This window comes from Pseudomonas sp. BN414 (genome assembly GCF_029871275.1).
In the GTDB taxonomy this organism is placed as follows: domain Bacteria; phylum Pseudomonadota; class Gammaproteobacteria; order Pseudomonadales; family Pseudomonadaceae; genus Metapseudomonas; species Metapseudomonas resinovorans_C.
Genome location: NZ_SSOL01000025.1, coordinates 115341 through 141300 on the forward strand (window position 1 = coordinate 115341; position 25960 = coordinate 141300).

Annotated in this window: 18 protein-coding genes; 7 read left to right on the plus strand and 11 right to left on the minus strand. The window is 57.3% G+C overall.

The genetic code is table 11. The features are described from left to right. Positions 1-46 precede the first annotated feature (46 nt). From E8E95_RS02985 to E8E95_RS03020, 8 genes are all read right to left on the minus strand, one after another. On the minus strand, positions 47-2002 hold the full coding sequence (locus E8E95_RS02985; protein WP_280347984.1) for a UvrD-helicase domain-containing protein: 1956 nt from the start codon (positions 2000-2002) through the stop codon (positions 47-49). After that, positions 1999-4359 carry an AAA family ATPase gene (locus E8E95_RS02990; protein WP_179058283.1) on the minus strand — a complete coding sequence of 787 codons (2361 nt, stop codon included), beginning with the start codon at positions 4357-4359 and terminating at the stop codon, positions 1999-2001. The genes E8E95_RS02985 and E8E95_RS02990 overlap by 4 nt, the downstream gene beginning before the upstream one ends. A 435-nt stretch (positions 4360-4794) precedes the next feature. Then, positions 4795-6075, minus strand: a complete 1281-nt coding sequence (locus E8E95_RS02995) for a site-specific integrase (RefSeq protein WP_179058284.1) — start codon at positions 6073-6075, stop codon at positions 4795-4797. A 412-nt stretch (positions 6076-6487) separates the two neighbouring features. Next, complete coding sequence (locus tag E8E95_RS03000) at positions 6488-7426, minus strand: hypothetical protein (RefSeq protein WP_280347987.1); 939 nt, start codon at positions 7424-7426, stop codon at positions 6488-6490. Next, complete coding sequence (locus E8E95_RS03005; RefSeq protein ID WP_179058286.1) at positions 7419-9521, minus strand: site-specific integrase; 2103 nt, start codon at positions 9519-9521, stop codon at positions 7419-7421. The genes E8E95_RS03000 and E8E95_RS03005 overlap by 8 nt, the downstream gene beginning before the upstream one ends. Then, on the minus strand, positions 9518-11872 hold the full coding sequence (locus tag E8E95_RS03010) for a hypothetical protein (protein WP_280347990.1): 2355 nt from the start codon (positions 11870-11872) through the stop codon (positions 9518-9520). The genes E8E95_RS03005 and E8E95_RS03010 overlap by 4 nt, the downstream gene beginning before the upstream one ends. 68 nt (positions 11873-11940) lie before the next feature. Beyond that, positions 11941-12660 (minus strand): TorF family putative porin, encoded by a 720-nt coding sequence (locus E8E95_RS03015; protein ID WP_280347992.1) that lies wholly within the window; start codon positions 12658-12660, stop codon positions 11941-11943. 104 nt (positions 12661-12764) lie between these two features. Beyond that, entirely contained in the window at positions 12765-14507 is a 1743-nt protein-coding gene (locus tag E8E95_RS03020) for an amidohydrolase (protein WP_280347994.1), read from the minus strand. A gap of 107 nt (positions 14508-14614) precedes the next feature. Between E8E95_RS03020 and E8E95_RS03025 the strand changes: the two genes are divergently transcribed. From E8E95_RS03025 to E8E95_RS03045, 5 genes are all read left to right on the plus strand, one after another. After that, positions 14615-15529 carry a LysR family transcriptional regulator gene (locus E8E95_RS03025; protein WP_280347996.1) on the plus strand — a complete coding sequence of 305 codons (915 nt, stop codon included), beginning with the start codon at positions 14615-14617 and terminating at the stop codon, positions 15527-15529. A 214-nt stretch (positions 15530-15743) separates the two neighbouring features. Next, positions 15744-17480, plus strand: coding sequence for a bifunctional isocitrate dehydrogenase kinase/phosphatase (gene aceK, locus E8E95_RS03030; RefSeq protein ID WP_280347998.1), 1737 nt, complete (start codon positions 15744-15746; stop codon positions 17478-17480). Positions 17481-17485: 5 nt separating this feature from the next. Continuing rightward, entirely contained in the window at positions 17486-18505 is a 1020-nt protein-coding gene (locus E8E95_RS03035) for an AraC family transcriptional regulator (protein WP_280348000.1), read from the plus strand. Between the two features lie 290 nt (positions 18506-18795). Beyond that, entirely contained in the window at positions 18796-19836 is a 1041-nt protein-coding gene (locus E8E95_RS03040; RefSeq protein WP_280348002.1) for a histone deacetylase family protein, read from the plus strand. After that, positions 19833-20918, plus strand: coding sequence for an extracellular solute-binding protein (locus tag E8E95_RS03045; protein ID WP_280348004.1), 1086 nt, complete (start codon positions 19833-19835; stop codon positions 20916-20918). The genes E8E95_RS03040 and E8E95_RS03045 overlap by 4 nt, the downstream gene beginning before the upstream one ends. Positions 20919-20997: 79 nt before the next feature. Here the strand turns inward: E8E95_RS03045 and E8E95_RS03050 are convergent, their stop codons facing one another. Further along, positions 20998-22170 (minus strand): MFS transporter, encoded by a 1173-nt coding sequence (locus tag E8E95_RS03050; RefSeq protein ID WP_280348006.1) that lies wholly within the window; start codon positions 22168-22170, stop codon positions 20998-21000. 110 nt (positions 22171-22280) lie between these two features. Between E8E95_RS03050 and E8E95_RS03055 the strand changes: the two genes are divergently transcribed. Together E8E95_RS03055 and E8E95_RS03060 are read left to right on the plus strand one after the other, a co-directional pair. Beyond that, on the plus strand, positions 22281-23150 hold the full coding sequence (locus E8E95_RS03055) for a LysR family transcriptional regulator (RefSeq protein ID WP_280348008.1): 870 nt from the start codon (positions 22281-22283) through the stop codon (positions 23148-23150). Positions 23151-23418: 268 nt separating this feature from the next. Next, the gene (locus E8E95_RS03060) at positions 23419-23556 is read left to right on the plus strand and encodes a PA1414 family protein (protein ID WP_280348010.1); all 138 of its coding nucleotides are present in this window, start codon (positions 23419-23421) and stop codon (positions 23554-23556) included. A 5-nt stretch (positions 23557-23561) separates the two neighbouring features. Here E8E95_RS03060 and E8E95_RS03065 read toward each other — a convergent pair whose 3' ends face one another. Next, positions 23562-24287, minus strand: coding sequence for an MBL fold metallo-hydrolase (locus tag E8E95_RS03065; protein WP_280348012.1), 726 nt, complete (start codon positions 24285-24287; stop codon positions 23562-23564). Positions 24288-24530: 243 nt separating this feature from the next. Continuing rightward, complete coding sequence (locus tag E8E95_RS03070; protein WP_077524058.1) at positions 24531-25910, minus strand: sodium:solute symporter; 1380 nt, start codon at positions 25908-25910, stop codon at positions 24531-24533. Positions 25911-25960: the final 50 nt, after the last annotated feature.

Sequence of the window (25960 nt, forward strand, 5' to 3'; positions counted from 1 at the left end):
CCGACATTTGTAAAATCGCGTGGTCATCGCAACGCGCCAGCAGTAGCTACTCCAAAGCGGTAAGCTCGTTCGCGGTAAACCATTCGGACTGTTTAATTGCCTCGAGCGCCGTAGCGGGGTTCTTCGCCCAAAGAACCAGGGCGAGGGTTTCCTCGGCTCGGCTGCAGGTGACATAAAGTAGCCGGAGGGTCCGATCGATAGTGGTCTCTTTTCCCCCCTCAGCGTTCTCAAGATCAGTAGGGCTCAATTTCTCTGAGCCGAAGAGTTTGTCGTAGGAGAACATCGTGCCGCCAGCTTCCTCATCATCCATGATGACCATGACATGCTTGAACTCAGAGCCTTTCACGACTTGATGCGTCGCGAGTTCGGTTTCACCCCCAAGATAGGCGTGATAACGAGCAAGTTCTTGCCAGGGCGTGCCGAAGAGTGCGTGCCAGCCACGCTTACGTCGTTCCTCTTTCGTTTCCTTGCCCCTTACTTTGGGCTCTGGAGGTGGAAGCGACGAATCACGATAGGCCTCGACTAGGCGACTATCCGCTTCGAAGAGGCTGGCTTCGATGACCGGTTCCAAGACTTCTCGCACGGTTATTCCGGGTGTGATGGCTGCGGTTGCGAACCTCATAACTGCAGCGTGAGCTTTGGCCAGCGCGGCCTGACGCTCGGCGCTAGCGTCGGGGACCTTTGCAAGTGCGCCGTGCCTACGTAACACATCCATCACGCTGAACTCGTTCACTGAACCATCCGGCTGCAGACATTCGGAAAGTTCAACCATTGGGCCGAGAAGTGGCCTCACCATAGTGGGTCCCGTCCGCTCGCCATTGCTCTTGGGCACCGCGGCATCCTTGTCCAGCAGTTCCATCGCGCGGTATGCCGCGTAAAAGTTGCCTCGCTTGGCGGCAAGTTTGTGCTCAAGGGCGAGGGTTTTGTAGCCACGCCCACGCTCTTGCCAGGCCGATAGGGCAGTCACGGCCGACATGGTCAATGAGCATTCCGTTTCCCTCCGGATCTTCTCGGCGAAATCCGTCTTAGCATCGCCAACAAAGATTCGAACGGTTCCGGCGTTCTTCTCTGTCCTAGAGTGCTGGGGGACACCAGTCTTGGGCTGAGTACGGCCCTCGATATCCGAGTCCCAAATCTTGTTGATGAGTTCAACGATGCGATGCTGGCTACGATGATTCATCTGCAATGCAGGGCGCGCCCAATCTTCCGGCACGTGGGACGGTAAGTCGTGGTGACCGTCAGGGTAGATTCGCTGCCGATGGTCACCGAGGAGCCCTAGTGTGATGCGACCCAGACGGTTTTTGGATAGCTCAAATAGCGCATCAAGTACTCCTTTCATCGTGTCCTGGGATTCATCAATAAGGATGAGGGGGTGACGGTCTTCTAGGATGCGCTGGAGTGTTGGGCGTTTAACAATTAGCCATGCGGTCACATCCAGAACGTTGGTGTGCGATAGCGCCCCCGGACCGAAGGTGTTTCGGTCCGGGCTATACCTAAATTCATCGGTCTTCCGTATTTCCTCTGCCTCTGCCTCGATCTCCGCATATTTCCGCCGGTCGGTGTCGGACTCGCCCTTTTTCTTACCCATCGCATGGGCTTTGGCAGCCGCAAGATCTTCGACATTGAACGCAAGCAACGCTTCGCGGATGTCATCATCGAAGCCCTGGATGAGTTCCCAGCAAAAGGAATGGATGGTCGAGACTTCGGTCAGGTAATTTTCGCCGAGACGACCGTTGACGACAGCGGTCGCGTTTTTGGTGTAGGTGATAACACGCACCGACTGTCCGCGAGACCTAAGTCGTTCGGCATAGTGAGCCCCCGCTTCATGCTTTATCACTCCAGTGACTCGACGCAGAACCTCAATTAGCGTGCGAGTCTTTCCGGATCCTGCGCCAGCGAAGAGAAAGAAACTCCGAGGCGGGGTCGCCGTGATGTAGCCGCAGATGTCCTCGACGACATGAGCGTCGCGATCGTTTCCGAGAGATGGCAGTTCGGTACTCAAGGGGTCTCTCCTGCAGTGACGTTGAGTTGCCCGCTCAGCCAGTTGAGCGCGTCGGTGATATATGCGGGGCATTTCAGATCGTGGCCAGCATTTAGCCGTTCGAACAGGGTTGCCGCAAAATCGCCTTTGCTGAAGCTCCCGCGGAGCATGGCATGGAGTTCCCTGAGCAGCTCGGCGTGGTCAGGGTGGTCGAGCACTAGGCCGATTACCTTTGCCAAGGTGCCGCGGTGTTTAACTTTCGCAGCGGTGATAGGGTCCACCTCCTCGTCCAACGCTTTGAACCAATCGATGTTGGAGAGAACTAGAGAGTCCTCAAACGAGCTGGGCCACTGGCCGCTGGCAGCCGCAATCGGAAGCTGCCACGCGAAGCGGACTTGAGCGCCCGTGTTGGATGTCCAGACCAGTTGGGTAGGCGTCGGCTTACCAAAAGCTTGAAATTCCTCCAGCATCGGATGCCATGAGGTCAATGTGTCATTCCCGCACTCCAAATTTTCTTGGCCGGCGATGTGCGCTGCTTCCCGGACAAGGCGTCCCTTAGCAGTTTGGGTTGGCAGAACGGGATCCAAGTCGGTGATGACGATCGTCGGAATCCCCAATCGCTCCACTAAGGGTTTTAGGCGGTGAGCGTGGCTACCTCCGATATCGAGGAAAGAAACATACTTCTTGGCAAGCTTGGGGAAATCCCGTTCGATGAAAAGTGGCACCAGCATTCGCTCTGCTGTTCCTTCCACGAAGATGGCGGCGTCAGCGAAAAGCAGGTCGGTGTGTTGCACCTGAAAGTAGCGTTCGGCGAAAGTCCTGGTTAGCGCGTCGTCACCGAACGCATCGCCCAGGTTAACGACCTGCGTGCTGGGTTTTATGCCGAGCCCCGTGCTGGCTACCCGCCTCACGTACCGCAGACGGGTGAAGTTGTCTCCATGAGCCAAGTGGCTCGAGTGCGTGCTGATCAGCAGCTGACTGCGGAGATAGCTATGCACCTGCTCCTTTGGACGAATGAGCTCGTGGGCGCTCTTCGAAAAATTGCGTTGAACCTGAACGTGCAAGTGGGCCTCAGGTTCTTCAACCATCACGAGGTGAACTGCCGCCGGACTACCCTGAGGCGGATTGAGGCGTGCAGCGCGGAACGATACGAGCATGAAGCTCAGCGACTGCAGATTCTGATAGCCGAGGCCAATAGAGTGTTCAGGCAAGGACTCATCAACAGCAGTCTTGTCCAGGCGGTACTGGACGGCAGTGCTGTGAGCAAGAAGGTCTGCGGTCTGGATTCTTGTACGAAAATGGAATTGTTGAGGGTCATGCAGGCCTGGGTATCCAAGGATCTCCACATCCTCCATCGCTGGCTTTAGCGCCTTGTAGATAGATTTGTCGAGGTCTGCTTGTGCGTTGGCGACGGCTTTGACCAAGTCTTCTCGGTGTCCGTGGCCGGATGGGGCCACGTTCAAGTGTTGCCGAGCGAACTTCATGAGTTGGCTTGAGAACAGACCCGGTCGAGAACTTGCGGACTCAGACCGCATTTCGTCTTCCTCTGCACCGAGTCCTCGTTGGGCCGGCACAAAGTCCACACGAATGAGCTTGCGCAGATGCTGCAACTCGATCGGTTCTGATTCAGGTGGCAGCACCTGCAGGTCGCGGCGCGATTTATCGGCTAAGGGACCCTTTGTGGGGTCGAGACGGTAAGCAGCTATTCGGCGCAGATCCGCAGATTGTCGGAGCCAGTAGTCAAGTAGATCCATCGGCCAGGCATGGCCATCCTTCGGGAGCTCTCGGACCGGGGCGCGCGCTTCACGGTAGCGCCAAGCCAGATTGCGAAGTTCGTTGGCGTCTGCAACAGGCTCAAGCCGCACCCGTACACCAACTGCGCCACCCGACCACTTCAGCGAAGTGATGAACGGCGCAACATGGTTGTACGCCCCCTCTTTAGCGTCGAACCAAAGATCAATGAACGGCATGCATGCCTGGAGTTCCTGATACTCCGCCTCCCATGATTCGGCATCCTTGGACTCCGTCGTGGGATCCTCATCAAGTGCCTCCCACCGTTGGCACACCTCGCGCAACTTCGCCCACTGCGAAAGGCTAATGTCGAACGCGCGGAAACCGGGTGACTCGCTCAAGAAGTTTCGGAGCACTGTGAGGAGGGAAGTTTTACCGCTGTTGTTGGCGCCTACCAAGATGGTAGTGACCTCGTCCAGCTCAAGCCGGGTCTTGGCCAAGCGTCGAAAATTACAGACCTCAAGGCAGGCGAGCCGGATCGGCGGGGTGTCGATAGCTGCAGCTGCAGCTGCTTCGGGGGAGGGCGCCGCTGGGATCACGGGCGGGATGTCGGTGCGAGAGGAAGCAGAGATCTGGTCTGTGGTCATGGCGCCTCCATGCGGCCGCCCAGTTATTGACGATAAGTGACACCAAGGCATAGCAGCCGGGTGCTTCAGAAACTGAGCATACTGTCACTTGGGCATACCGGAAGAAAGTGCCAGCTTCCGCCTGCAAGGCAAATACTTCCGATCCGTTGCAAGGAATTGCTCAGAGAAGGAGAAAAACAGATTCTGGCGCCACAAAAACTAAAATATGCGCAATTATGTGAAAATTCATAATTTCGTCTGGGCAAGCAGCCGTCGTGTTCAGCAGATCACAAAGACACCTTCCCGACGCAGAATGCGTTAGCAAAGGGAAATTGCGGCTAGCTTGGAGTGCGGCTTCAGGCCAGTGCCACCCTCAATATAATGAAGGCAGACCATACTCCCGCCGGGCGGGTCCAGAGCTAATCACCAAGAAGGAATTATTTTCTAGTGTCTGTGCTATTCCACAGTGTCAGTGTAATTATGACGGTCTAAGATCGCGGACAAGCCAGCATCAACGCGTGTGCGGTGAAGATCAGTCAGGAGATTGTCATGCACATACCGGTTCACTAAATGAACATAGTATTCAAGAGTGGTTTTAACGTCAGTGTGCCCCAGCATTTTTCTGAGATCTTCGTCAAGCGCTGCATCGTAAACAAAACTCCTGCCTAGTCTATTCTGAGCCTTCAACGCCTCATAAACAAAATATGTGGCACAGGTGTGTCTAAGCATCCGCGCATTGAATCGTAAGGCTTTAAACGAAGTGGCGCGATCGGAGTTACGTGCTGCACTAACTACCTTGCTAAAGTTATAACCCAGCATCCCATATGTGACAACATCGCCTCGCGCGGAGAGGAACAAGTCGTTGTTTCTAGGCGGAACGCCATGTTTAGCCTCATATAGTTGAGCTCGCTGCCGTCTTAAGGGTAGATAATACTCGCAAATCACTCTCCACAGCTTACCCGGAAAATCTATGGAGCGCCATTTCCCCTTTGACTTGAAATAATAATAGATAGATCGGTTATCTAACCCTTCTGGGTGCTCACTCTCATCATAAGGAATGAATCCAGAATTTTCATTTTTCCCTCGATAAGGCAATTGAAAAAGATCAATCGGTCGAAGTCCGGTGATTCGTATGATCGCTGCGATGATTTGATAGACAGGATCATCCATGGCGCCGAGAGCTATTTCATAATCAGTTTGCCTTACAAATTTCTGCATTTCTCGTTGATGCAAAGCTGGTCTACCGCTGGGTAGATTGAATCCCAGGGTGGTAACTTTAACCCCTGGATCGATATGGGACAGGAATTTCTGGTCCTTCAGCATGTATCGGATATCTGACCTACTGATATCCAAATAATGTTTATAGCCCTGCCTTTCGGCCCACTGATAGAAGCTCCAGACCCTTGCTGCAATGTGATACATGGTTTCGTGAGACGGACCATCAGGAAGCGCATCCGTTGGAGATGCTATGTGAACAAGGAAGGCATCAAAAACATCCTCATCCACCAACTGCCAATTCTGCGCGCCAAATACAACTTCAGAACCTTCGATTTGGCTATCGTCTAACCACTGCAAAAACCTTCTCAGGATATTCGCATAGTTTCTTGTCGTTTCATCACTCCTTGAGCCTATCTTCGAGACAGCCATCGCCCACATGGTCGGTGCTTCAAGGATGTTGTGATTATCATCAAAAAAAATTCCTACGCGCTCTCGCATATAGCCAGAGTGGCTGGCCAAACCGTTTCCAAAATGAAGGATACACACAATTATTTTGGCCTTGATAAGGGGTACATCAGAAGTGATTTGGAAACTTCATTTAAATACTGATTGAACTGAAAAAGCGAAGCAGACAAGTCACTTAGCCGCTGCTCTAATTCCGCGTCATGAGTTAAACCATTCCGCGGAGCACAATTGGTATCCGCACTGCGAACGTGTAGCACCCCATGTTCTCTTAATTCGGATTCCAGGTCGCGAAGCAGAGCTACTACCTGAGAGTTTTGATAAATTAAGCTTCGCTTAATCCTACATGCCGCAACCAGCTTTACCCTTGAAAGCTTAGTCATATCTGCTGAAACGAAAACCGCCCAGTCTCCCAAGCGGCGACGCTCTTCAATAAACGATTGGAAACGCTTCAGGCCATTCATTGATTTCAAGCCAAAATGATTGAGTCAAAATTTTCGATGAATTGTATTTCTTCGAAGCGTGCAGCCACACTTTTGATAAGTGAAATATTCAATTCAAGAACCGCACCATTGAACTGCTTTTCGGCTCTAGATATACAGGCATCAAGCCCTATGCGAAATCGAACACAGTGCACAGGTACGTTAAATGCTTTCCTAACCCTAGAAGCTAACAAATTCCGAATTGAAGCTGTTTCACTTGCTCCGCTCACATATAAGGATACGCCTGGGGTAGGTGGCTTGTGATTTTCAATCCAAGATGATTTGCCGCACATTGGTAGACCGCACAATATGTAGACTGTGGTAACAAGTGAAGATCGATTAGATAGCGAATCCAGTTTCTCCAGAAAATCCAGAATTGCCTCAGGTTCTGATAGTGTATTAGGTACTTCCAATATACTTTTTGAAGTAATAATTCCTGATACAGCAGGAGTTAACGATTCAGCAAGAGCCGCCTTGAGATCTGCGCGCAGAATCGCATTCTGGTTCTTCTGATGAGTTAGCTCTTGAAGGAGCTTAGCCTTCTCCATCTGCTTAGCAGGTTTTTCACTAGTCAACGCAAAGTAATATTGTAATCGGTCAATCAACTGATTATATGTGGTGTTAGCGCGCTCCCTTAGTAGGGCCAGCTGCTCCTCGAACTCTTTCAGTCGTTGATGTATTTCTTGAGTGCTTTTGAGTGGTTGTTCGAGAACAGCACTTGAGTCCTCTGCATCACTCCCCGAATGAAATGTCCCTTTGATGGCTTCTCTGACCTTTACCCAGTCAGGATCGTGCTTTTGATTGATTGTTGCGCGAGCGACACCGGATAATTTAGCAACCTCCATCACTGACAACTTTTTTCGGCCGCCTTTGTGGAGCGCTGAAATAGTCGCATACACCCGATTTAGGAGATCTTGATTAGCCATTCGCTACCTGTTTTAGGAAATTATGTGCTTCATCCCCTACAACCTCGTGAAGTCGCTTAAAAGCTTCAGCGATACGCCTCTGAGAATACTCTTTCTGAGTCGCTCCACAGTACCTGTGCTTAATCATGTTGTCGTGGAAAATTATCTCATTCTTTAAGGATGGAACATTGGCCTCGACAAATGCAGCATGTCTACAATTATACGGGTCACAAGCAAACAAATTTGGATGAAGTCTCGACCCAGGGCTATCATTCTTGGCATCACAAGGTGACTCGCTGGTAAGGCCTGGCGTTCGCAAACAGATTGCAAGATTCGTTCTATGCAGAAGCTTCACGCCTTCATCAAGCAAAGATGCGACATACTGACTTAAGCTCTCTTTCCCCGCGTTTTGCAATTTAGCCCTGAGTATTGGAGAAGAGTTAGCAGTCTTGGCCAATCTTTTTCCGCCAATACCCCCAATTTGTCCAGAAATTACGCCTTGCAAAACCTCGACGAGAATTTCCGTATTCTCCTCAATCAACGTAGCTTTGACTTCGTCGTTCACGCCCGGTAAAGAAAGGATATACCTTAGCGTCATTTTTAAGCTTCGGTGAGAAAAAAGGCGCTTAATAATTTCTAGATTTCGCGAATCTTGATGAATTATATAAAGGGCTAGTGACTTCCGATAACGATGTGGGTGTACTTTATAATCAATCCCTAGGGTACCTGCCACTCGATTGCAAGCTCGCTCAACCCCGGAGCTATGTGGAACGTTTCCAAAACTGGACATTGGTATCTTGGCAAACAGATAGTCGTGCTTTCCGTAAGCACGAGCATCACGCCCCAATTCGACAATAACATCAATTGCATCCGCAGCAATTTTGGGGATGGGTATTGTTTTTATATCGCCCTGTGAAGAGATAGATGTTTTGAAAACAGTATAAGTAAGCCAGTAGCCATCAGCCTTAAACGAAAGACAATCCACCTTAAGTCCAACGACCTCTGATCGGCGCATGCCAGTAAGACAAAGAAGAAGCACGATGCACGCATCTATCAGAGCTACAACGATGCTAATCACAGTTGCGTGATTTAAAAACTGCCCCTCATTATCCTCATACTTTCTTTTCATGATTTCTATTCCCCACCAGGGAGTACCGTTATCTAGCAACTTAGGCTTATAAGCCATAAATCTTTCGATACCCTCAGCGGACGCTGTCGAAACACCAAAACTTAACATGGCAAGCTTTTCGGGATTCTCAAAAGCACCAGCTATCGTTGGTGCAAAATTTTTGTACAGCCACAGGACATCGTCACTGTAGTTTTCAACAAAACCAACACAGTATTTAAATATTCCTGCATAATCATCGAGCGGAATTGGTTCGAAAGGTCGAGAGGATTCGTCGTATTCTCTTCTATATTTGGCGACAAGCTCTTTTGTTACGTATGAATCGTATAGCGAGTACTCGGGCGGAAGCATTCCCAGCGATGACAGGTCCTGCCAGAAGGACATTATGTAACAGAACTCCCACTTAATCCCGGTGGTGGGTAGCGACTCTATATAGTAATGCACGCTCGACTTCGCCAAATCGCTCACCGTCCTAAAATCTGGTGAATTTTCAGAGCCTAAATATAGGCCCTCGGCATGAAATAAACCGACAAGTCTTAATATTTTAATTTTAACTCCCTCTAGAGAGGAATAGGCATTAAGACGACCATGAATTGCGAAATGCGGTACACGGTAAAATAGCAGCGCCCTAGCAATATACGCCCAGTGTTCGTGTCCTGCCGCACAGACATTCACACCATACATGTTGACATAATCAAGATTGATGCGAACGGAGAGGCCATAGGGGGAGGGGTAATCCCTAAAATCCCAAACCGGATCGCCGAAAGAACTTCTTGGACTTACCCTTATATAGCTCCACTCGTTCTTGTCTATTTTGGAAAGATTGAGTGTATTTGAATTGTTGCAAATTATCCCAAACGAAGAGTCGTCACTCAGAGTCTCATCATCTTCTTCATCAGTAATAGGCTCTGACTCTTCCTCGTGATAACCCAGTTCGCTCCTTATTTCTTCTAAAGCGGCTTTCAATTGGTCGCGTGTTGGAGTTGTCATGAGGGTCCTATCATTGTCAATGGCAGTGCATAACCGTTATGTTTCGATTGATCTATTGCCTCAGCAAGCTCAATCGGGTTCCCCCATCCCTCTAGAACCCCATTCCACCCTAAATACTCAGCTCGATAGCTTTTCTCCCATTCTAAGGGATTTAGCCGCTCCCTCAGACCGTCAAGATCGGAAACTCGTCTTGCAATAAAAGGTAATGCTTCTTTGAAGATCACACACTGTGAGCATAACGGACAACGATTGAAGTAGTTGCAGGACGTATCTGTGCTAAGAAAATTTTCAGCGCCTGGCCAGTCTGGTTGCTTTGAATTTAGACAACTTGCAATGAATGTCTGACCTTCCGGAGAAAGCAACTGTATTACTGAATCTTCAGAGGAATTTAGCTTGGCGACTAATGGGGCAACAACTGAGCGTAGTTCTTCTTTGCTGCCGCAGCGTAGCGTGGCTTCACGCAGTTTGGCTAAAGACACATCTGTAAGAAGATTTGCTGAGTAACTTCTAAAATCCTCTTCATGCTTGCTTTGAATCTTTCTTAGGCGACCATTTAATATTTCAGTCGACCCCCAGTCACTATCATAATTGTTTACTGTGGTGTCGATATCCGAATGCCCCATCATTGTCGAAACTTCGTCAATATCTAAACCTTGTTCTCTCCGTCGAGTTTCATAGGTGGTTCGTAGACGTTTTGTTTCAATTTTGGGTGACTTGGTATCCGTATCCAGTTTTATGCCGTGGCGGCGGAGAAACTCCGTTGAAGCGGGCCAAAAATTCGTAGTGGTCACCGGCGTGCATAACCGACCAAACATATTCCACAGATTTTTCGAGATGACACACTGAAATAATGTGCCCGGTAGATAATGAGGCGACGAAGAATGTTCTCTGACTTTCTTGGCAACAAAATGCAAGATTTGATAAGCCCCAAATTTATCGCGCTTGTTTGATCTGTGCATTTGGCTTTTGTCGGACCGACCTTTGAATCCATAAATAATCGCATAGTCATCATCCAGAAGGTCGTCCTCAATGTGATCTTCTAGGTTATCGCTTATCGACACAATAACCTCAAAATTCCAGCCCGTCTGCAACATCACAAAGAGAAAGAATGGGAATAAGGTTCCCATTGTGAAAGCCACTCGGCTGATGTATGCCATTTGACCCATTTCATAGGGTAGATGCTCTGGCCCAACCCTCATATACATCAAGGCCAACCGTAATCTTCTTTCCAGTGTCGAGTATTTTTTGTTCGTTCCGTGAGCGGCGTTTTTATTCCACTCAGAGGAAAATAAATGTCCAGCTGCCTCGAAGGTAAATTGCATAGGCCAATCAGGATAGAGCCTTCCTACATTAGCAGTGGCAATTAGACCAGACTCTTCTCGATCACAGCCATACACTAATCCACGTTCACTGACCTCGGTACCAACGACAGGGCGTCCTTTTACTGCCAGTTCATGGGCGCGTGTTCGGTAAATTGCGAGAAACTGCTCTATACTTATTCCATTTTCCCGTATGTATTCTTTAACATCGCCAGTGTGGCGTATAACCCACTCAAATCCCTTTATGTGCGTCGCCTTGATCGAACCGTTAGATCTTTTAGTCTGTTCCTTTATGGTTAGATCAAACATCAAGTTTTCCAATGAAAGATCATATTCCAGCATTGTCTTTGCGTCTTTTACTACATGGTCGTAACTCTCCATCCATTTCATAATGAACTTAATATCAATCAGGCACCCTTCTATAAGTTTATTGTGAATCTCTCTGCTATATCCCTCTGTTACTTGCTCGTTTGACGCCGGTCCAGTCGGCCATTGAAACTCTTTGCCGACCCAGTCCTGCCCTTTATATTTGTTTTTCAACGAGAGGAAGATGTTTTTTATTGCGCCGTATCTTTTTCTATTTACGGTGCGGCCCGGATACGAACGAATTAGAAATGACCTAAAATTTAGGCACACCTGCCCATCGACATCAGCAACACCATTGACTGATTTGTTGATCGGCTCAGCGCTATTTAGGAACAGCACAAACTCTTGGATTGAGTAATAGATGTCTTGATGGGATTGATAGGTGATCAATCTCTTTGCGGCATGGAGCTGCGCACCTATAAGTAATTGCTGAACAATTAATTTATGGTGCGGATATTCGGTGACAAGATCGGTGAAGTCACGGACGAAGTCCTTTGTGCCTCTGGTCTTGTTTTGGACAATCAACCCTTGAGCTGAAACATCAACTTGTCCCCGTGCAATGCTTCTTTTTTGAATTGCTTGGGGGGTGTTTTCTGGCAGCTTGCGCTGGAGGGGCGGTCGTTCACTCGACTCAAGGGCAGACTTGGAGAAGGGCTTGCGTGGCATCTGACCTCCAATGGGATTGGGTCTTTAGCCAGCAATATCAAGCATTACTAGACAGTCTGGCCATACATTTATGTTCGACGATAACAGGTCGAACTGCACACATCGGTGAAACCGTAGTAGCTGGCGCATTCGGATTCGGACAGGTCGGTGTCGATGTAGGCGATGCCCCAGGTGACGCCAACGAAGTCGCGGGTCAGCTTGGCTTCCCACTCGTGATAGGCGTCGGAGCTCTCGCCGCGGGCGGACCAGAACAGCGGGTCCTTGAAGTCGTTGCGTCCGTAACGCAGCTTCAGGCCCACATCCAGGGGCAGGGTGTTCTCGTAGCTGATGTAGCTGTAGAGAGTGTCCTGTTTCTCGCCGATCAGGTTCTTCGCATCATTGGAGTATTGGGCGCCGAGCTTGAAGCCGTAAGCGCCGAGGATCGCGTAGGCCTCGCTCTGGTTGAACTGGCCTTCCTTCGGATAGCTGTACTTGATGTAGCCGAGGTCCAGGTTCACCTCATCGGTGGCCTGCCAGTACCAGCCCGCGTAGTAATCCACTTCCTGGCGGGTCTTGAGACCGAAGCCGAAGTCCACATTCGAGGTCCACACCCCGGCGTACAGGCCGCTGCTGTGGAGCAGGGTGGCGCTGGCCTGGGCCGCCGGGTCGTTCTGGGTCTGGGAGATGCCCCGGGTGCGGTAGTCGCTGACCAGCGCCAGGTCGACCTGCAAGGAAAAATCGTCGTTCAGTTCAATGGCCTGGCAGGCGAGTGGAGCCAGGGCGAGCGCAAGGAGGGTGAAGCGTTTCATCGAGGGTTTCCCGTTGTTGTGATTGTTCGGGCAGATGCAGGCAAGGCTTCGCCAGCCCCCGCCAATTGGCGGGGGATGAGTGCGAAGCAGGGTCTTTCTTGTGTTTAGAGCGCGGCGTTGAAGACTTCGCGGCCAGCGAACCAGGTTTTCAGCACCTGGGTGTCGCGCAGGGCTTCGGGCTCGACCTGGAACACGTCGCGGTCGAGGAGGATCAAGTCGGCCTGCTTGCCGGGCGCGAGCGAACCGATCTGCTTGTCGAGGCCAATGGTGCGGGCGGAGTTGAGGGTGTAGGCCTGGAACATGGTTTCCCGGTCGATTTCCTCGGCGGCGTTCAGCACGCCTTTCGGACCCTTGCGGCTGACGGCCTGGTAGATCGCCTTCCAGGGTTCGGGCGTGGTCACCGGCCAGTCGCTGGCGCCGGAGATAGTGGCGCCGTTCTTCAGCAGCGAGCGGGCCGGGTACTGGTACTGGAAGGCCATGGCGTTGATGTAGGGCTGCACCAGGTCGATGCTGACCTCATCGGCGCTGGCCCAGTAGAGCTGCATGGACGCGATCACACCGAGCGGCTTGAAGCGGGCGAATTCCTTCGGGTTGACCATCTGCAGATGGGTGACCGAATGGGCGATGCCGCTCTGACGGTCCTTTCGCGCCTGCTCGATGCCATTCAGGGATTCGCGCACCGCGCGGTCGCCGATGGCATGGACATGCACCAGCCAGCCGCGGGCGTCGGCCGCGCTGACCAGTTCACCGAAGTGCGCCGGGTCGATCAGCAGCTCGCCACGCTTGTTCGAATTCTTGTAGGGATCGAGCATCGCCGCAGTCTGTGCCGGAACTTCGGCTACCCCATCGGCGAAGACCTTGATGCCGGGCAGGGTGAGGTTGGGCAGGCCCTGGAATTGCTGACGTACCTGGTCGAGGGTGTCCAGGTCGGCCGGCGTGCTCTTCGGGTTGGCCACCAGCAGGGCGGCGACGTGGGCGGTCAGCTCACCTTTCTCGGCCAGTGCCTTGTACGCCGGCAACACGCCCAGGGTCTGGGCGGTGGGTTTGAAGTCGAACAGCGGCTCGCCCGGTGCCGCGTTGGCGGCCGGGTCCATCCACGCGGTGATGCCGAGGCTGAGGTTGTAACGCAGTGCCGAGCGAGCGGCCTTCAGCAGTTGCTCGGCCGAGGCTGGTGGGAGCTGCGCCATCACCGGGTCGAGCCCGGCATCGGCGAGGAAACCATTGGGTCGGCCATCGGGATGGTGACCAATGGTGGCCTGTGCTTCGCCCTTCAGGCCCTTCACCCTGGCTGCATCGATACCGGCGCGCTTGAGCATGGCCTGGTTGGCCCAGCCGGTGTGGTGATCCCAGCCGAGGAAGAAGATGGGCACCTCAGCCCATTCGCCCTGGTTGAAGCGTTGTTCCATCTCGGCTACCTGGCCCCAGGCCGCCGAAGGCATGCCGCTGACGCTGAGCGCATCGCCATGCAGCGCCTTGCCGTTGTCACGCCACTGACGCAAACGCTGCTCCAGTTCAGTCACGGGGATCAACTGGCCGCCCATGGAGGCGGAGTCCAACTCCAGGCCGCCGAAGATGGCGTGGGAGTGGGAGTCGATAAAGCCTGGCATCAGCACCTTGCCACCGAGGTCGACCACCTGGGTGCCGGACGCCTTCAGGCGCAGGACTTCGGCATTGCTGCCCACGGCGCGCACCTTGCCGTCTTCCACGGCCACGGCCTGTTGCAGGGCCTGGCCGGGTTCGGCGGTGTAGATCTTGGCGTTGTGCAGGATGAGATCGACGGCCGCGAAGCTTTCCATCGAGGAACAAGCCAGCGCGACGGCCAGGAGGGTAGGGGCGAAGGTTTTCATCAGGCAATTTCCGGTTCTTGTTGGTCTGCCGGTGAGCCTAACCAAGCCGATGAAGCGGCAGAATGCTATGTTCTCGCACAACTTTTGTGCCGATCCGGAACAGATCAATGGACAAGCTCAGCGCGCTCAACATGTTCGTCGCCACCGCCGAGTACGGCAGCTTCAGTCGTGCCGCCGAGCAAATCGGCAAGACACCCTCCGCGCTGACCAAGGCGGTGGGGCATCTGGAGGCCGAGCTGGGCGTGCGCCTGTTCGAACGCACCACCCGTCGCATGGCGCTGACCGAGGCCGGCCACATCTACCTGGAAGGTGCCCGGCAGGCCCTGATGCAACTGCAACTGGCGGGTGAAGAAGTGGATCAGTTGCAGGACGAGTTGCGTGGCAGTCTGCGCCTCACCGCGCCGCCGTCTTTCGGGCCGGCGTTCCTGAGCGAGGTGTGCTGCCGCTTCATGAGCGAACACCCGCAGGTGCGCCTGGAGGTGGACCTCAACGACGCCTTCGTCGACCTGATCGATGGCGGCTATGACCTGGCCCTGCGCGACGGACCGACTGACCTGCCCGGGCTGATCGCCCGGCCGCTGACGGAAAACCGTATCTACCTGTGCGCCAGCCCTGATTACCTGGAACGCAAAGGCGGGACGGTGACCCTGGAAAACTACCTGCAGCACGACTGGCTGATCTTCCAGCATCCGTTGCTCAACCGGCACTTCTGGTGGCTGCGGCGCGATGGCGAGCGCATACGCTTGCCGCAGCCCGTGCCAAGAATGGCCAGCGACAACTACGACTTCCTGCTCACCTGCCTGCTGGCTGGCCACGGCTTGCAGGTGATGCCGCAATGGAGTGCGGCGCCCTACCTGGCCAGCGGACAAGTGGTGCGGGTGATGGCCGACTACGAGTTGGAGCCCGATGCCTTTGGCCCTTGGGTCCATGTGCTCTATCTGGCCCATCGCCGCCGCACCCGCAAGGTGCGGGTATTCATCGAAATGCTGGAGGCCTGCCTGCGGGAGAAGGGGATTGCCTGACTGCGTGGTTCCACACTTGTGGGGGCGATTTCAATCGCTAAGGGCAGCGAAGCTGCCCCTAGGAGAGTCCAAGGGCAGGCCTTCGGCCTGCTTAGCGAATGAATTCGCCCCCACAGGGCATCGCCCCCCAACCGAAGTGGCCACCCAGCGCTTTTTTTCCCTCAATCCTCTGGATAAGCTCGACTTTCCCGTGACCGCAGCCGAGAACAATTCCATGGCGCAGCAATGGCCGGCCGAAGGCATCGCCCGACTGATCCTCGAGGGCTTCGATGATTACCGTGAGCATTTCCGCCAGATCACCGATGGCGCCCGTGCCCGCTTCGAGGAGGCCCAGTGGCAGGCCACGCAGCTTGCGGCGGCCGAGCGGATCGCCCTCTACGAAGTGAAGGTCGGTGAAACCAGCGCACGGCTGCGTACGGCTTATGCAATGGACGAGCTGCTGGATGTACAGCTCTGGCCCCTGGTGAAGAGCGCCTACATCGGCCTGATCGATGTGCGCTTCGACGATGAGCTGTCCGAGACCTGGTACAACTCGATCTTCTGCAGCCTGTTCAGTCACGACCTGATCAGCGACGGCTGCATGTTCATCCACACCACCCGGCCGTCGCTGCGTGTCCACGAGCGCGCGCCGCAGACCCGCAGCTATCGCCCCGCAGGCCGCCTGCATGCGGCGCTCTCGGCGATACTCGACGACTTCCGTTTCGACGTGCATTACGACGACCGCCCCGGCGACCTCGAGCGCCTCGAAGCCCAGCTGCGCGAAAACCTGCCGGACTGGGTGTGCAAGGACCCGGAGCTGTGCATCGAACTCTTCGCGTCCCCGCTGTTCCGCAACAAGGGCGCCTACCTGGTTGGCCGCATCTACACCCGCGACGAACAATGGCCGCTGGTGATCCCGCTGCTGCACCGCGAAGGGCGTGGCATCCAGGCCGACGCCATGATCACCGACGAAGCGGAAGTGTCGATCATCTTCTCCTTCACTCGTTCCTACTTCATGGTGGATGTCGCCGTGCCGGCCGAGTTCGTCGGCTTCCTCAAGCGCATCCTGCCGGGCAAGCACATCGCCGAGCTGTACACCTCCATCGGTTTCTACAAGCACGGCAAGTCGGAGTTCTACCGCGCGCTGATCAACCACCTGGCCAACACCGACGACCGCTTCATCATGGCGCCCGGCGTGCGCGGCATGGTGATGAGTGTGTTCACGCTGCCGGGCTTCAACACCGTGTTCAAGATCATCAAGGACCGCTTCGCCCACGCGAAGACGGTGGACCGCAACACCGTGATCGAGAAGTACCGCCTGGTGAAGAACGTCGACCGGGTAGGGCGCATGGCCGATACCCAGGAGTTCGCCGACTTCCGCTTCCCCAAATCCAAGTTCGAGCCGGAGTGCCTGGCGGAACTGCTGGAGGTGGCGTCGTCCACCGTGGCGCTGGAGGGCGATGTGGTGCTGATCCGCCACTGCTGGACCGAGCGCCGCATGACCCCGCTGAACATCTACCTGGAAAGCGCCAGCGACGCCCAGGTGCACGAGGCGCTCTACGACTACGGACTGGCCATCAAGCAACTGGCGGCGGCGAACATCTTCCCCGGCGACATGCTGCTGAAGAACTTCGGCGTCACCCGCCACGGCCGCGTGGTGTTTTATGACTACGACGAGATCTGCTTCCTCACCGAAGTGAACTTCCGCATCATTCCGCCGCCGCGCTATCCGGAGGATGAGATGTCCGCCGAGCCCTGGTATTCCGTGGCGCCGAACGACGTGTTCCCCGAGGAATTCCCGCGCTTCCTCTTCGCCGATATGGGCCAGCGCCGCCTGTTCGCCAAGCTCCATGGCGACCTCTATGACGCCGAGTACTGGAAGACGCTGCAGGTGGCGATCCGCTCCGGCAAGGTGATCGACGTCTTCCCCTACCGGCGGCAGGAACGCGAACTCACCGAGGCCATACAGTAGGGATCATGGTCGAGCACACCTTCTCCCGCGCCACCTGGCTCAACTCCCTGCACATGTCGGCACTCACCGCCGCACTGCTGCAGGAGGAGGGCATCGGAACCGCGGATGTCCTGGCCGGCAGCGGCATCAGCGAGCAGGACCTGCTCGAGTTGCAGCGCCTGATCAACCCCGAGCAGGAGCAACAGGTCTACGCCAACGCCGTGCGCCTGCTGCCGCGTCCCGCCCTGGGCCTGACCCTCGGTCTGCGCACGCGTATCTCCGCCTATGGCCTGCTCGGCTACGCGATGCTTTCCGCACCGACCTTCGGCGAAGCATTGCGCGTCGGCCTCAGTTACCCGGTGCTGCTGGGTACTTATTTCCGCCTGGCCCTGGAGCAGGACGGTGACACCGCCTGGCTCAGCGCCTGCGGTTACAGCGAGGATGAATCCCTGCGGGCATTCAACACCGAAGTCTGCCTGGGCTCGCTCAAGGTCACCTTTGCTGACCTGCTGGGCCAGCCCCTGCCGTTGCACTCGGTGCAGGTGGACTATCCCTCCGGCAGCGGCATGGCGCGGCCCTATGCGCGGGGATTCGGATGCCCGGTGAGCTTTGGCGCCAGCCGCAGTGCCATGGGCTTCGATGCCGCCTGGCTGGCCCGTCGCCTGCCGCTCGCCGATCCGGTGACGCACAAGGAAATGCTCGAACAGTGCCGCCGTCAGAACGTCGAGTTCGCTGCCCGTCGTGCCTGGCTGGAGCGGGTGCGCGGCTTCCTCGCCGCACGCCTGCAAGACCCGCCGGGACTGGAAGAGCTGGCACGGCAGATGAACTGCTCGTCCCGCAGCCTGCGCCGCCACCTCGCCCAGCAGCAGACGAGCTACCAGCAACTGCTGGACGAACTGCGCTTCACCCGCGCCAAGGAAATGCTTCAGCAAGGCGACATGCCCATCTACCGCATCGCCGAAGAACTTGGCTTCAGCGAAACCGCCAGCCTGCGCCATGCCTTCCAGCGCTGGAGCGGGCAGCCGCCGAGTCATTTCCGGGGGTAGATAATCGCCGCTGAAAACCTGTGGGGGCAAAGCGGACCAGCCATTACTCGTAGGTTGGGAAGAGCGCAGCGAAGCCCAACAGCGGAGTCACCGGCGGGCTAGGATGTTGGGCTTCGCATAGCTCAGCCACAACCTACGGGGTTGGCGAGGTGCAGCGACATGGAAGGGGTTACTGGCCATTCATATTGGCCATATCAATCCCCTATTGGCCGTCCTTGCCACTGCGCAAACACCCCCGATTGCCCACAGAATCCCTCCATCAATAACAAGACCCGGATGAGGTGCCCTCCATGTTGACCGTCTACAGCGACGATCACCGTCTCCATTTCGGCCAGTCGGAACTGGTCGATGGCAAGCTCCAGCCCTGTTTCGAAATGCCCAGCCGTGCGGACACCGTGCTGGCGCGGGTTCGCCAGCAGGAAATCGGTGAGGTGATCGAGCCGAAGGACTTCGGACTGGAGCCGGTCCTGCGGGTGCATGACGCCGCCTATGTGGCGTTCCTCAAGGGTGCCTGGGATCGTTGGGCCGCTGAAGGCCATAGCTGCGACATGCTCCCCAGCACTTTCCCGGCGCGCCGCCTGCGTCGCGACGGCCCCATTCCGACCGCGCTGCATGGCCAGCTCGGTCATTACTGCTTCGACACCGAAGCGCCGATCACCGCCGGCACCTGGCAGGCGGTGTACAGCTCCGCCCAGGTGGCGTTGACCGCCCAGGACCACATCCGCCAGGGTGCCAATACCGCCTTCGCCCTCTGCCGTCCGCCGGGACATCACGCCGGTAGCGACTTCATGGGCGGCTACTGCTTCTTCAACAACGCTGCCATCGTCACCCAGGCCTTCCTCGACCAGGGCGCGAAGCGCGTGGCCATCCTCGACGTCGACTACCACCACGGCAACGGCACCCAGGAGCTGTTCTACGACCGCGCCGATGTGCTCTTCGCCTCGATCCATGGCGACCCGCTGGTGGAATATCCCTACTACCTGGGCCATGCCGACGAGCGCGGTGAGGGAGATGGCGCCGGCTTCAACCACAACTATCCGCTGCCCCACGGCACCGGTTGGGATGGCTGGTCCGCGGCCCTCGACGATGCCTGCCGCAAGATCGCCGCCTACGCGCCGGACGCGCTGGTGATCTCTCTCGGCGTGGACACCTACAAGGACGACCCGATTTCCAAGTTCAAGCTGGATTCGCCGGACTACATCCGCATGGGCCAGCGCATCGCCGCACTGGGCCTGCCCACCCTGTTCATCATGGAAGGTGGCTACGCGGTGGAGGCCATTGGCGTGAACGCGGTGAACGTGCTGCAAGGCTACGAAGGGGCCGCCCGATGAAGGCCCGCATCGTTCTGGCGGGGGCTCTGCTGGGCGCGTCGCTGAATGCTGTCGCCGAGCCTGAGGTACGCATCTACAACTGGTTCGACTACATCGGCCCGAACACCCTGAAGGATTTCCAGGCCGACAGCGGAATAAAGCCCCAATACGACGTCTACGACAGCAACGAAGTGCTGGAGGCCAAGCTGCTTTCCGGCCATTCCGGCTACGACCTGGTGGTGCCCAGCGATGGCTTCCTGCCCAACTACATGAAGGCGGGCGTGTTCCAGCCGCTGGACAAGAGCAAGCTGCCGAACTGGAAGAACCTCAATCCGGCGCTGCTCAAGGTCCTGGCCGCCAAGGACCCGGGCAACCAGTACGTGATGCCCTACATGTGGGGCACCAACGGCATCGCCTACAACGTCGACAAGGTGAAGGCGGTGCTGGGTGAAAATGCGCCGGTGGATTCCTGGGAGCTGATCTTCAACCCGGACAACCTGTCGAAGTTGAAGCAATGCGGCGTGGCCTTCCTCGACGCGCCCACCGAGGTGATCCCGGAAGTGCTGCACTACCTGGGCCTGCCACCCAACAGCCACAATCCGGATGACTACCGGAAGGCCGAGGAGCACCTGGCGAAACTGCGGCCTAACATCACCTACTTCAGTTCCTCGAAATTCGTCACTGACCTGGCCAATGGCGAGGTCTGCGTGGCGCTCGCCTGGTCCGGCGGCGCCATGCAGGCGGCCGCTCGCGCGAAGGAAGCCGGCAATGGGGTGAAGGTGGAGTACCGCATTCCCAAGGAAGGCACCGCAGCCTGGTTCGATGTGCTGGCGATTCCGAAGGACGCGAAGAACGTCGAGCAGGCCCATGCCTTCCTCAACTACCTGCTGCGCCCGGAAGTGGTGGCGCCGATCTCTGACCATGTCGCCTACGCCAACCCCAACCAGGCGGCAGACGCGCTGATCTCCGCGGAGCTGCGCGACAACCCCAACGTCTACCCGCCGGCGGAGGTGCAGGCCAAGCTGTTCTCGGTGGAGATGCTGCCGCCGAAGCTTGAGCGCATCCGTACCCGCACCTGGACCAAGATCAAGACCGGGACCTGACGCCGGGTGTGCTCTTTGTAGGGGCGAATTCATTCGCGAAGGGCTGCGTAGCAGCCCCTCAACCTCAATGGGGCAGGCCTTAGGCCTGCTTAGCGAATGAATTCGCCCCCACAGATTTCCGATCCCGAGTCCCTATCATCAATCCTCCCGCCAGCATCAATCCCGCGCCTGCTACGTAGAGCGCCGGTTGCAGATCGCCGCTGAAATAGCTGCTGGCAGCCGCCAGCAGCGGCCCGGCCAGTTGCCCGAGGGCGAAGGCGGCCGTCAGCAGGCCGACATTGCGGGCGTGGCCATGCGGGTCCAGTTCGCGGGCATACTGCATCACCAGTTGCATCCCGGCGAGGAAGGGACCGCCGCTGAGGATTACCCCCAGGACCAATCCGGTCATCCCCGGCAGGGCGCAGGCGAGGGTGCCAGCCGCCTGCAACCAGAGCGCGACCACCAGCCAGCGACGGGTGCCCCCCGGTCGCTGACGACGCAGGCTGACCAGCCACACACCGAGCGCAGCCGCCAGGCCGAAGGCGGGCCAGAACAAGTCCGCCTGCCATTGGCCATGGAAACGCGCGGCGGCCATCTGCGACAGGAAGGTGGCGGGAATGATGTAGCCCAGGCCCACCAGGCCATAGGACCCGAGCAGCGCATACGGTGCGCGAGGTGGTTGCCGTGCGGGTTGCTCGGTCACCGTGGTGGCCGGCTGAGGATGCGGCAGCAGCGGCTGGACGATCAGGGTGAGCACCAGGGCGAGGCCGCCGAAGGCGAGCCAGATGGCGGCGGAACCCTGGCCTTGCAGGTTCAGTTGAAGGGCCAGGAGCCCGGTCAGCATGACCCCGAAGGCGGGGCCGGCGAACACCAGGCTGCCCAGGCGCGGCCGATTGGCTTCGGCGGCGATGCGCTGGCTGAGGCCCGTGACCACCACCAGCACCCAGGCGCTGGTCACGCCCAGGCCGAAGCGCAGCAATGCATGGGGCCAGAAGCCTTCGACCGGCACCGAAACCAGCGTCAGCAGGACCGTGGCCCAGAGGCCCAGGATCAGGCGCAGCCGCGCTTGGCGCGGCGAGCTGGCGCGGAAAGCATCCAACGCGCCGACCAGGTAGCCCAGGTAGTTGGCCGCCGCCACCAGGCCAGCACCGGTCAGGCTCACCTGGCCTTCGGCGATCAGGTGCGGAAGTTGCGGCGTGAGAGCGAAGCGGCCGACCCCCATGGCCACCAACAGGGCCGTGAAGCAGGCAAGCAGTCGGATCAGCGGGGACATGGGGAGGACTCCGGAGCAGGTCATCGGTATTCCATCCTAGGTACTGGTGTTGTTCATGAAAAACGAATAAAACAGAACGCAGTTGTTCTCTTTTGTTGAATGGTGAATTCATGGAACTCAGCCAGCTCCGCATCTTCCAGGCCGTGGCCGAGGAGGGCTCCATTACCCGCGCCGCGTCCCGTCTGCACCGGGTGCCGTCCAATCTCTCCACGCGTCTCAAGCAACTGGAAGAGAACCTGGGGGTGGAGCTTTTCCTGCGTGAACGGCAGCGCCTGACCCTGTCCCCGGCGGGCAAGGTGTTGCTGGGCTACGCCGAACGCATGTTCGCCCTGCAGGCGGAAGCCGAGGCGGCCTTGCGCGGCGGCGAGCCGGCTGGGGATTTCGTTATCGGCTCCATGTTCAGCACCGCCGCCATCCACCTGCCGCCCATGCTGGTGCGTTACCACCGCACCTGGCCGTCGGTGAACCTGCAGGTGCAGACCGCGCCCAGTGGTGAGCTGCTGGACGGCCTGTTGGGCGGGCGCCTGGATGCCGCCCTGGTGGACGGCCCGGTGGAGTTCGCCGAGCTGGACGGGCTGCCAATGTTCGAGGAAGAAATGGTGCTGATCACCGAGGCCAGCCACGGTCCGGTGCGCTCGGCCGAGGATGTAGCGGGCCTGGAGGTCTACGCGTTTCGCCAGAGCTGTTCCTACCGGCGACGGTTGGAGGGCTGGTTCGTGGCTTCACGGGTGCCGATGTCGCCGCCCATGGAAATCGAGTCCTACCACAGCATGCTGGCCTGCGTGATTGCTGGTGGCGGCATCGCCCTGGTGCCGCGTTCGATGTTGAACAGCCTGCCCGGCCGGGAAGAGGTACGGGTGCATGAACTGGGCGCGCCGTTCGACCGCGCGACCACCTGGCTGATGTGGCGCAAGGGCATGCTCGGGGCCAACCTGCGCGCCTGGATCGATCTGCAACAGGGCAGTCGTCAGGAGGCGTAGGGAAAATCGCGTTTCACCGATCCGCCGTGGGTGCCAGGCCTAAATGCGGGAAGCGATTCCCATCGGCAATTGCACTGAAGTCGCGGATATCTCGAACTTTTTCTCCAGTAGGATGTTTCCTGGATACCGTTCAGCGGTTTGATTCAGATCAGTAGGAAATTTCCGGGTGGGCGTATTTTGGATCTTGCCGGGAGCAACTAAGCTCCAGACGAGGGTGGTCCAAGAAGCAAGGGCCACCCGACCAACTTCCCAGGAAAGGGGGTCAAACATGAAGAAGCGGCTAGATGCGTGGATGTGGCAATTGGGTGTCGCGCTGGGCCTGATCGAGGCACCGCGCCTGCAACCCATCCCGGTCCGTAGTGCAGAGCAGCGCCGTCTCGCCGAGCAGCGCCGCCAGAAAAGGTAACCCGTTTACGCGTGAGACTTGAGCCAGCTGTCTGCCAGTTGGCGCAGGCGCTCACCGGAGAAACTGGGGAAATGACCGCCATGCACGGTGCGCACCGGAAGGTCGCGCAGCCGTGTGAGGCTTTTCGCGTAATCCTCCAAGTTCGAGTGGTAGGCGTTATCGATCAGCGGACCGTCATAGACGATATCGCCGCTGAACAGCGTTTGCGTCTTCGCTTCCCACAGGCTGATGCCGCCCGGTGAATGACCGGGGGTATGCAGCACCTCCAGGACCCGATCACCCAGGTCCAGCACATCGCCCTCATCGATCAGCCGCGTAGCCGGTGCTGCCTTCACCTGGTACTCGGCGTAGCACAGCGGGCAGTCCGGGTGCGCTTCGAACATCTCATCACCGACATAGTCCGTCGCCAGGGTATTGGCCCCGGTGGGGGTGGCCAGGATGTCCGCTTCCGCCGGGTGAACCAGCCGCTCGGGAAACTCGTGGTGGCCGGCGATGTGGTCGAAATGCGTGTGGCTGGCCACCGCCAGCAAAGGCCGCTGGGTGAGCCAGGGCAGTTGTTCGCGCAGGCTGACCACGCCAGAGCCGGAGTCCACCAGCAGGTCACGGTCGCGACCCTGGATATGCCAGATGTTGCAACGGTAGAAAGGCCGCACGAAGGGTTCGCTGATCAGGCTGATGCCGTCGTAGCGGTGTTCGACTTCGAACCACTGGTCGCGGCTGACGATTTTCATGGGGTGCTCCGTGCAAGGTATTGGCGCTGATAGCCCAGCAGGATGGCACCTGTGGGGGCGAATTCATTCGCTAAGCAGACCGAAGGTTTGCCCGGCAGTTTGTCAGGGGGCGACTGCGTCGCCCTTAGCGAATGAATTCGCCCCCACGAAGGGCAGGGCCTGCGTGGAATAAAAAAAGCCCCGGTCGGCAATGCCGAACCGGGGCGGGAAAATGCCGCCTCCGGGGAGAGGCGGCAGTGCATGTCAGGCCAGTTCGCCGGCAGTTTCCGAACGACGGGACAGCAGGCTGACCACCACGAAGCTCACCAGGCCCACGGCCAGGCTGTAGTAGATCGGGGTGTTGGCTTCCAGGCCGTCGGTGAACATGAACACCAGGGCGGTGACGCAGCCCAGGAACATGCTGGCGATGGCGCCGGCGGTGGTGGCGCGCTTCCAGTAGATGGCGCCCAGCAGCGGGATCAGCATGCCGCCCACCAGCAGGTTGTAGGCCAGGGTCAGGGCGCCGAGCACGTCGTTGACGATGAGCGCGATGACCAACACGGCGATGCCGGTGAGCAGGGTGAACAGGCGGGTCATGCCGAGGCTGGATTCCTTGCCGCCACGCAGCTTGGGCAGCAGGTCTTCGGTGATGGTGGTGGAGGCGGCGAGCAGGCCGGCGCTGGCGGTGGACATCATCGCGGCCAGGGCAGCGGCGATCACCAGACCACGGATGCCGTCCGGCAACGAGGCCTGGACGATGGCGGCGAAGGCGTTGTTGACGTTGTCGAGGTCAGGCAGCAGCACCTTGGCGCACATGCCGATCAGGGCGCCGACCAGGCCGTAGATCACGCAGTAGACACCGGCGACGGTGCCGGCGTACTTGGCCACGCCTTCGCTGCGCGCGGTGAACACGCGCTGCCAGATGTCCTGGCCGATGAGGATGCCGAAGAAGTAGATCAGGAAGTAGGTGATGATCGTGTCATAACCGATGGTGGTGAAGTTGAAGGCGGTTTCCGGCAGCTTGGCCACCAGTTCGTCCCAGCCGCCCACGCGGTACAGGCAGATCGGCAGCAGCAGGAACATCAGGCCGACGGTCTTGATGATGAACTGCACGATGTCGGTCAGGGTCAGGGACCACATGCCACCGATGGTGGAGTAGACCACTACCACGCCGCCGCCGAGCAGGACCGAGATCCAGAACGGCAGGCCGAACAGCACTTCCATGACGGTGCCGATGGCCAGGGTGGAGACCACACCGATCATCAGCGCGTAGGCGAACATGATCACCGCGCTGGCCTGGCGGGCCATCGGGTTGTAGCGACGCTCGAGGATCTGCGTAACGGTGAAGATGCGCAGCTTCAGCAGGGGCTTGGCCAGGAACAGGTTCAGCACGATGATGCCCGCGCCCAGGGCGGCGCAGAGCCAGAAACCGGAAATGCCATGGACGTAGCCCAGGCGCACGGTGCCGACGGTGGACGCACCACCGAGAACGGTGGCGGCCATGGTGCCCATGTAGAAGGCCGGGCCCAGGTTACGGCCGGCGACCAGGAATTCCTCATGGGACTTGGCGCGGCGCATGCCGTACCAGCCCAGCAGCAGCATGCCAGCGGCATAGATCAGTACTACGAAAATATCCAAAGCCATTTCAGGTCTCTCTATCTATTGTTGTTGCCACGACTTGGAGGCCGCGACAG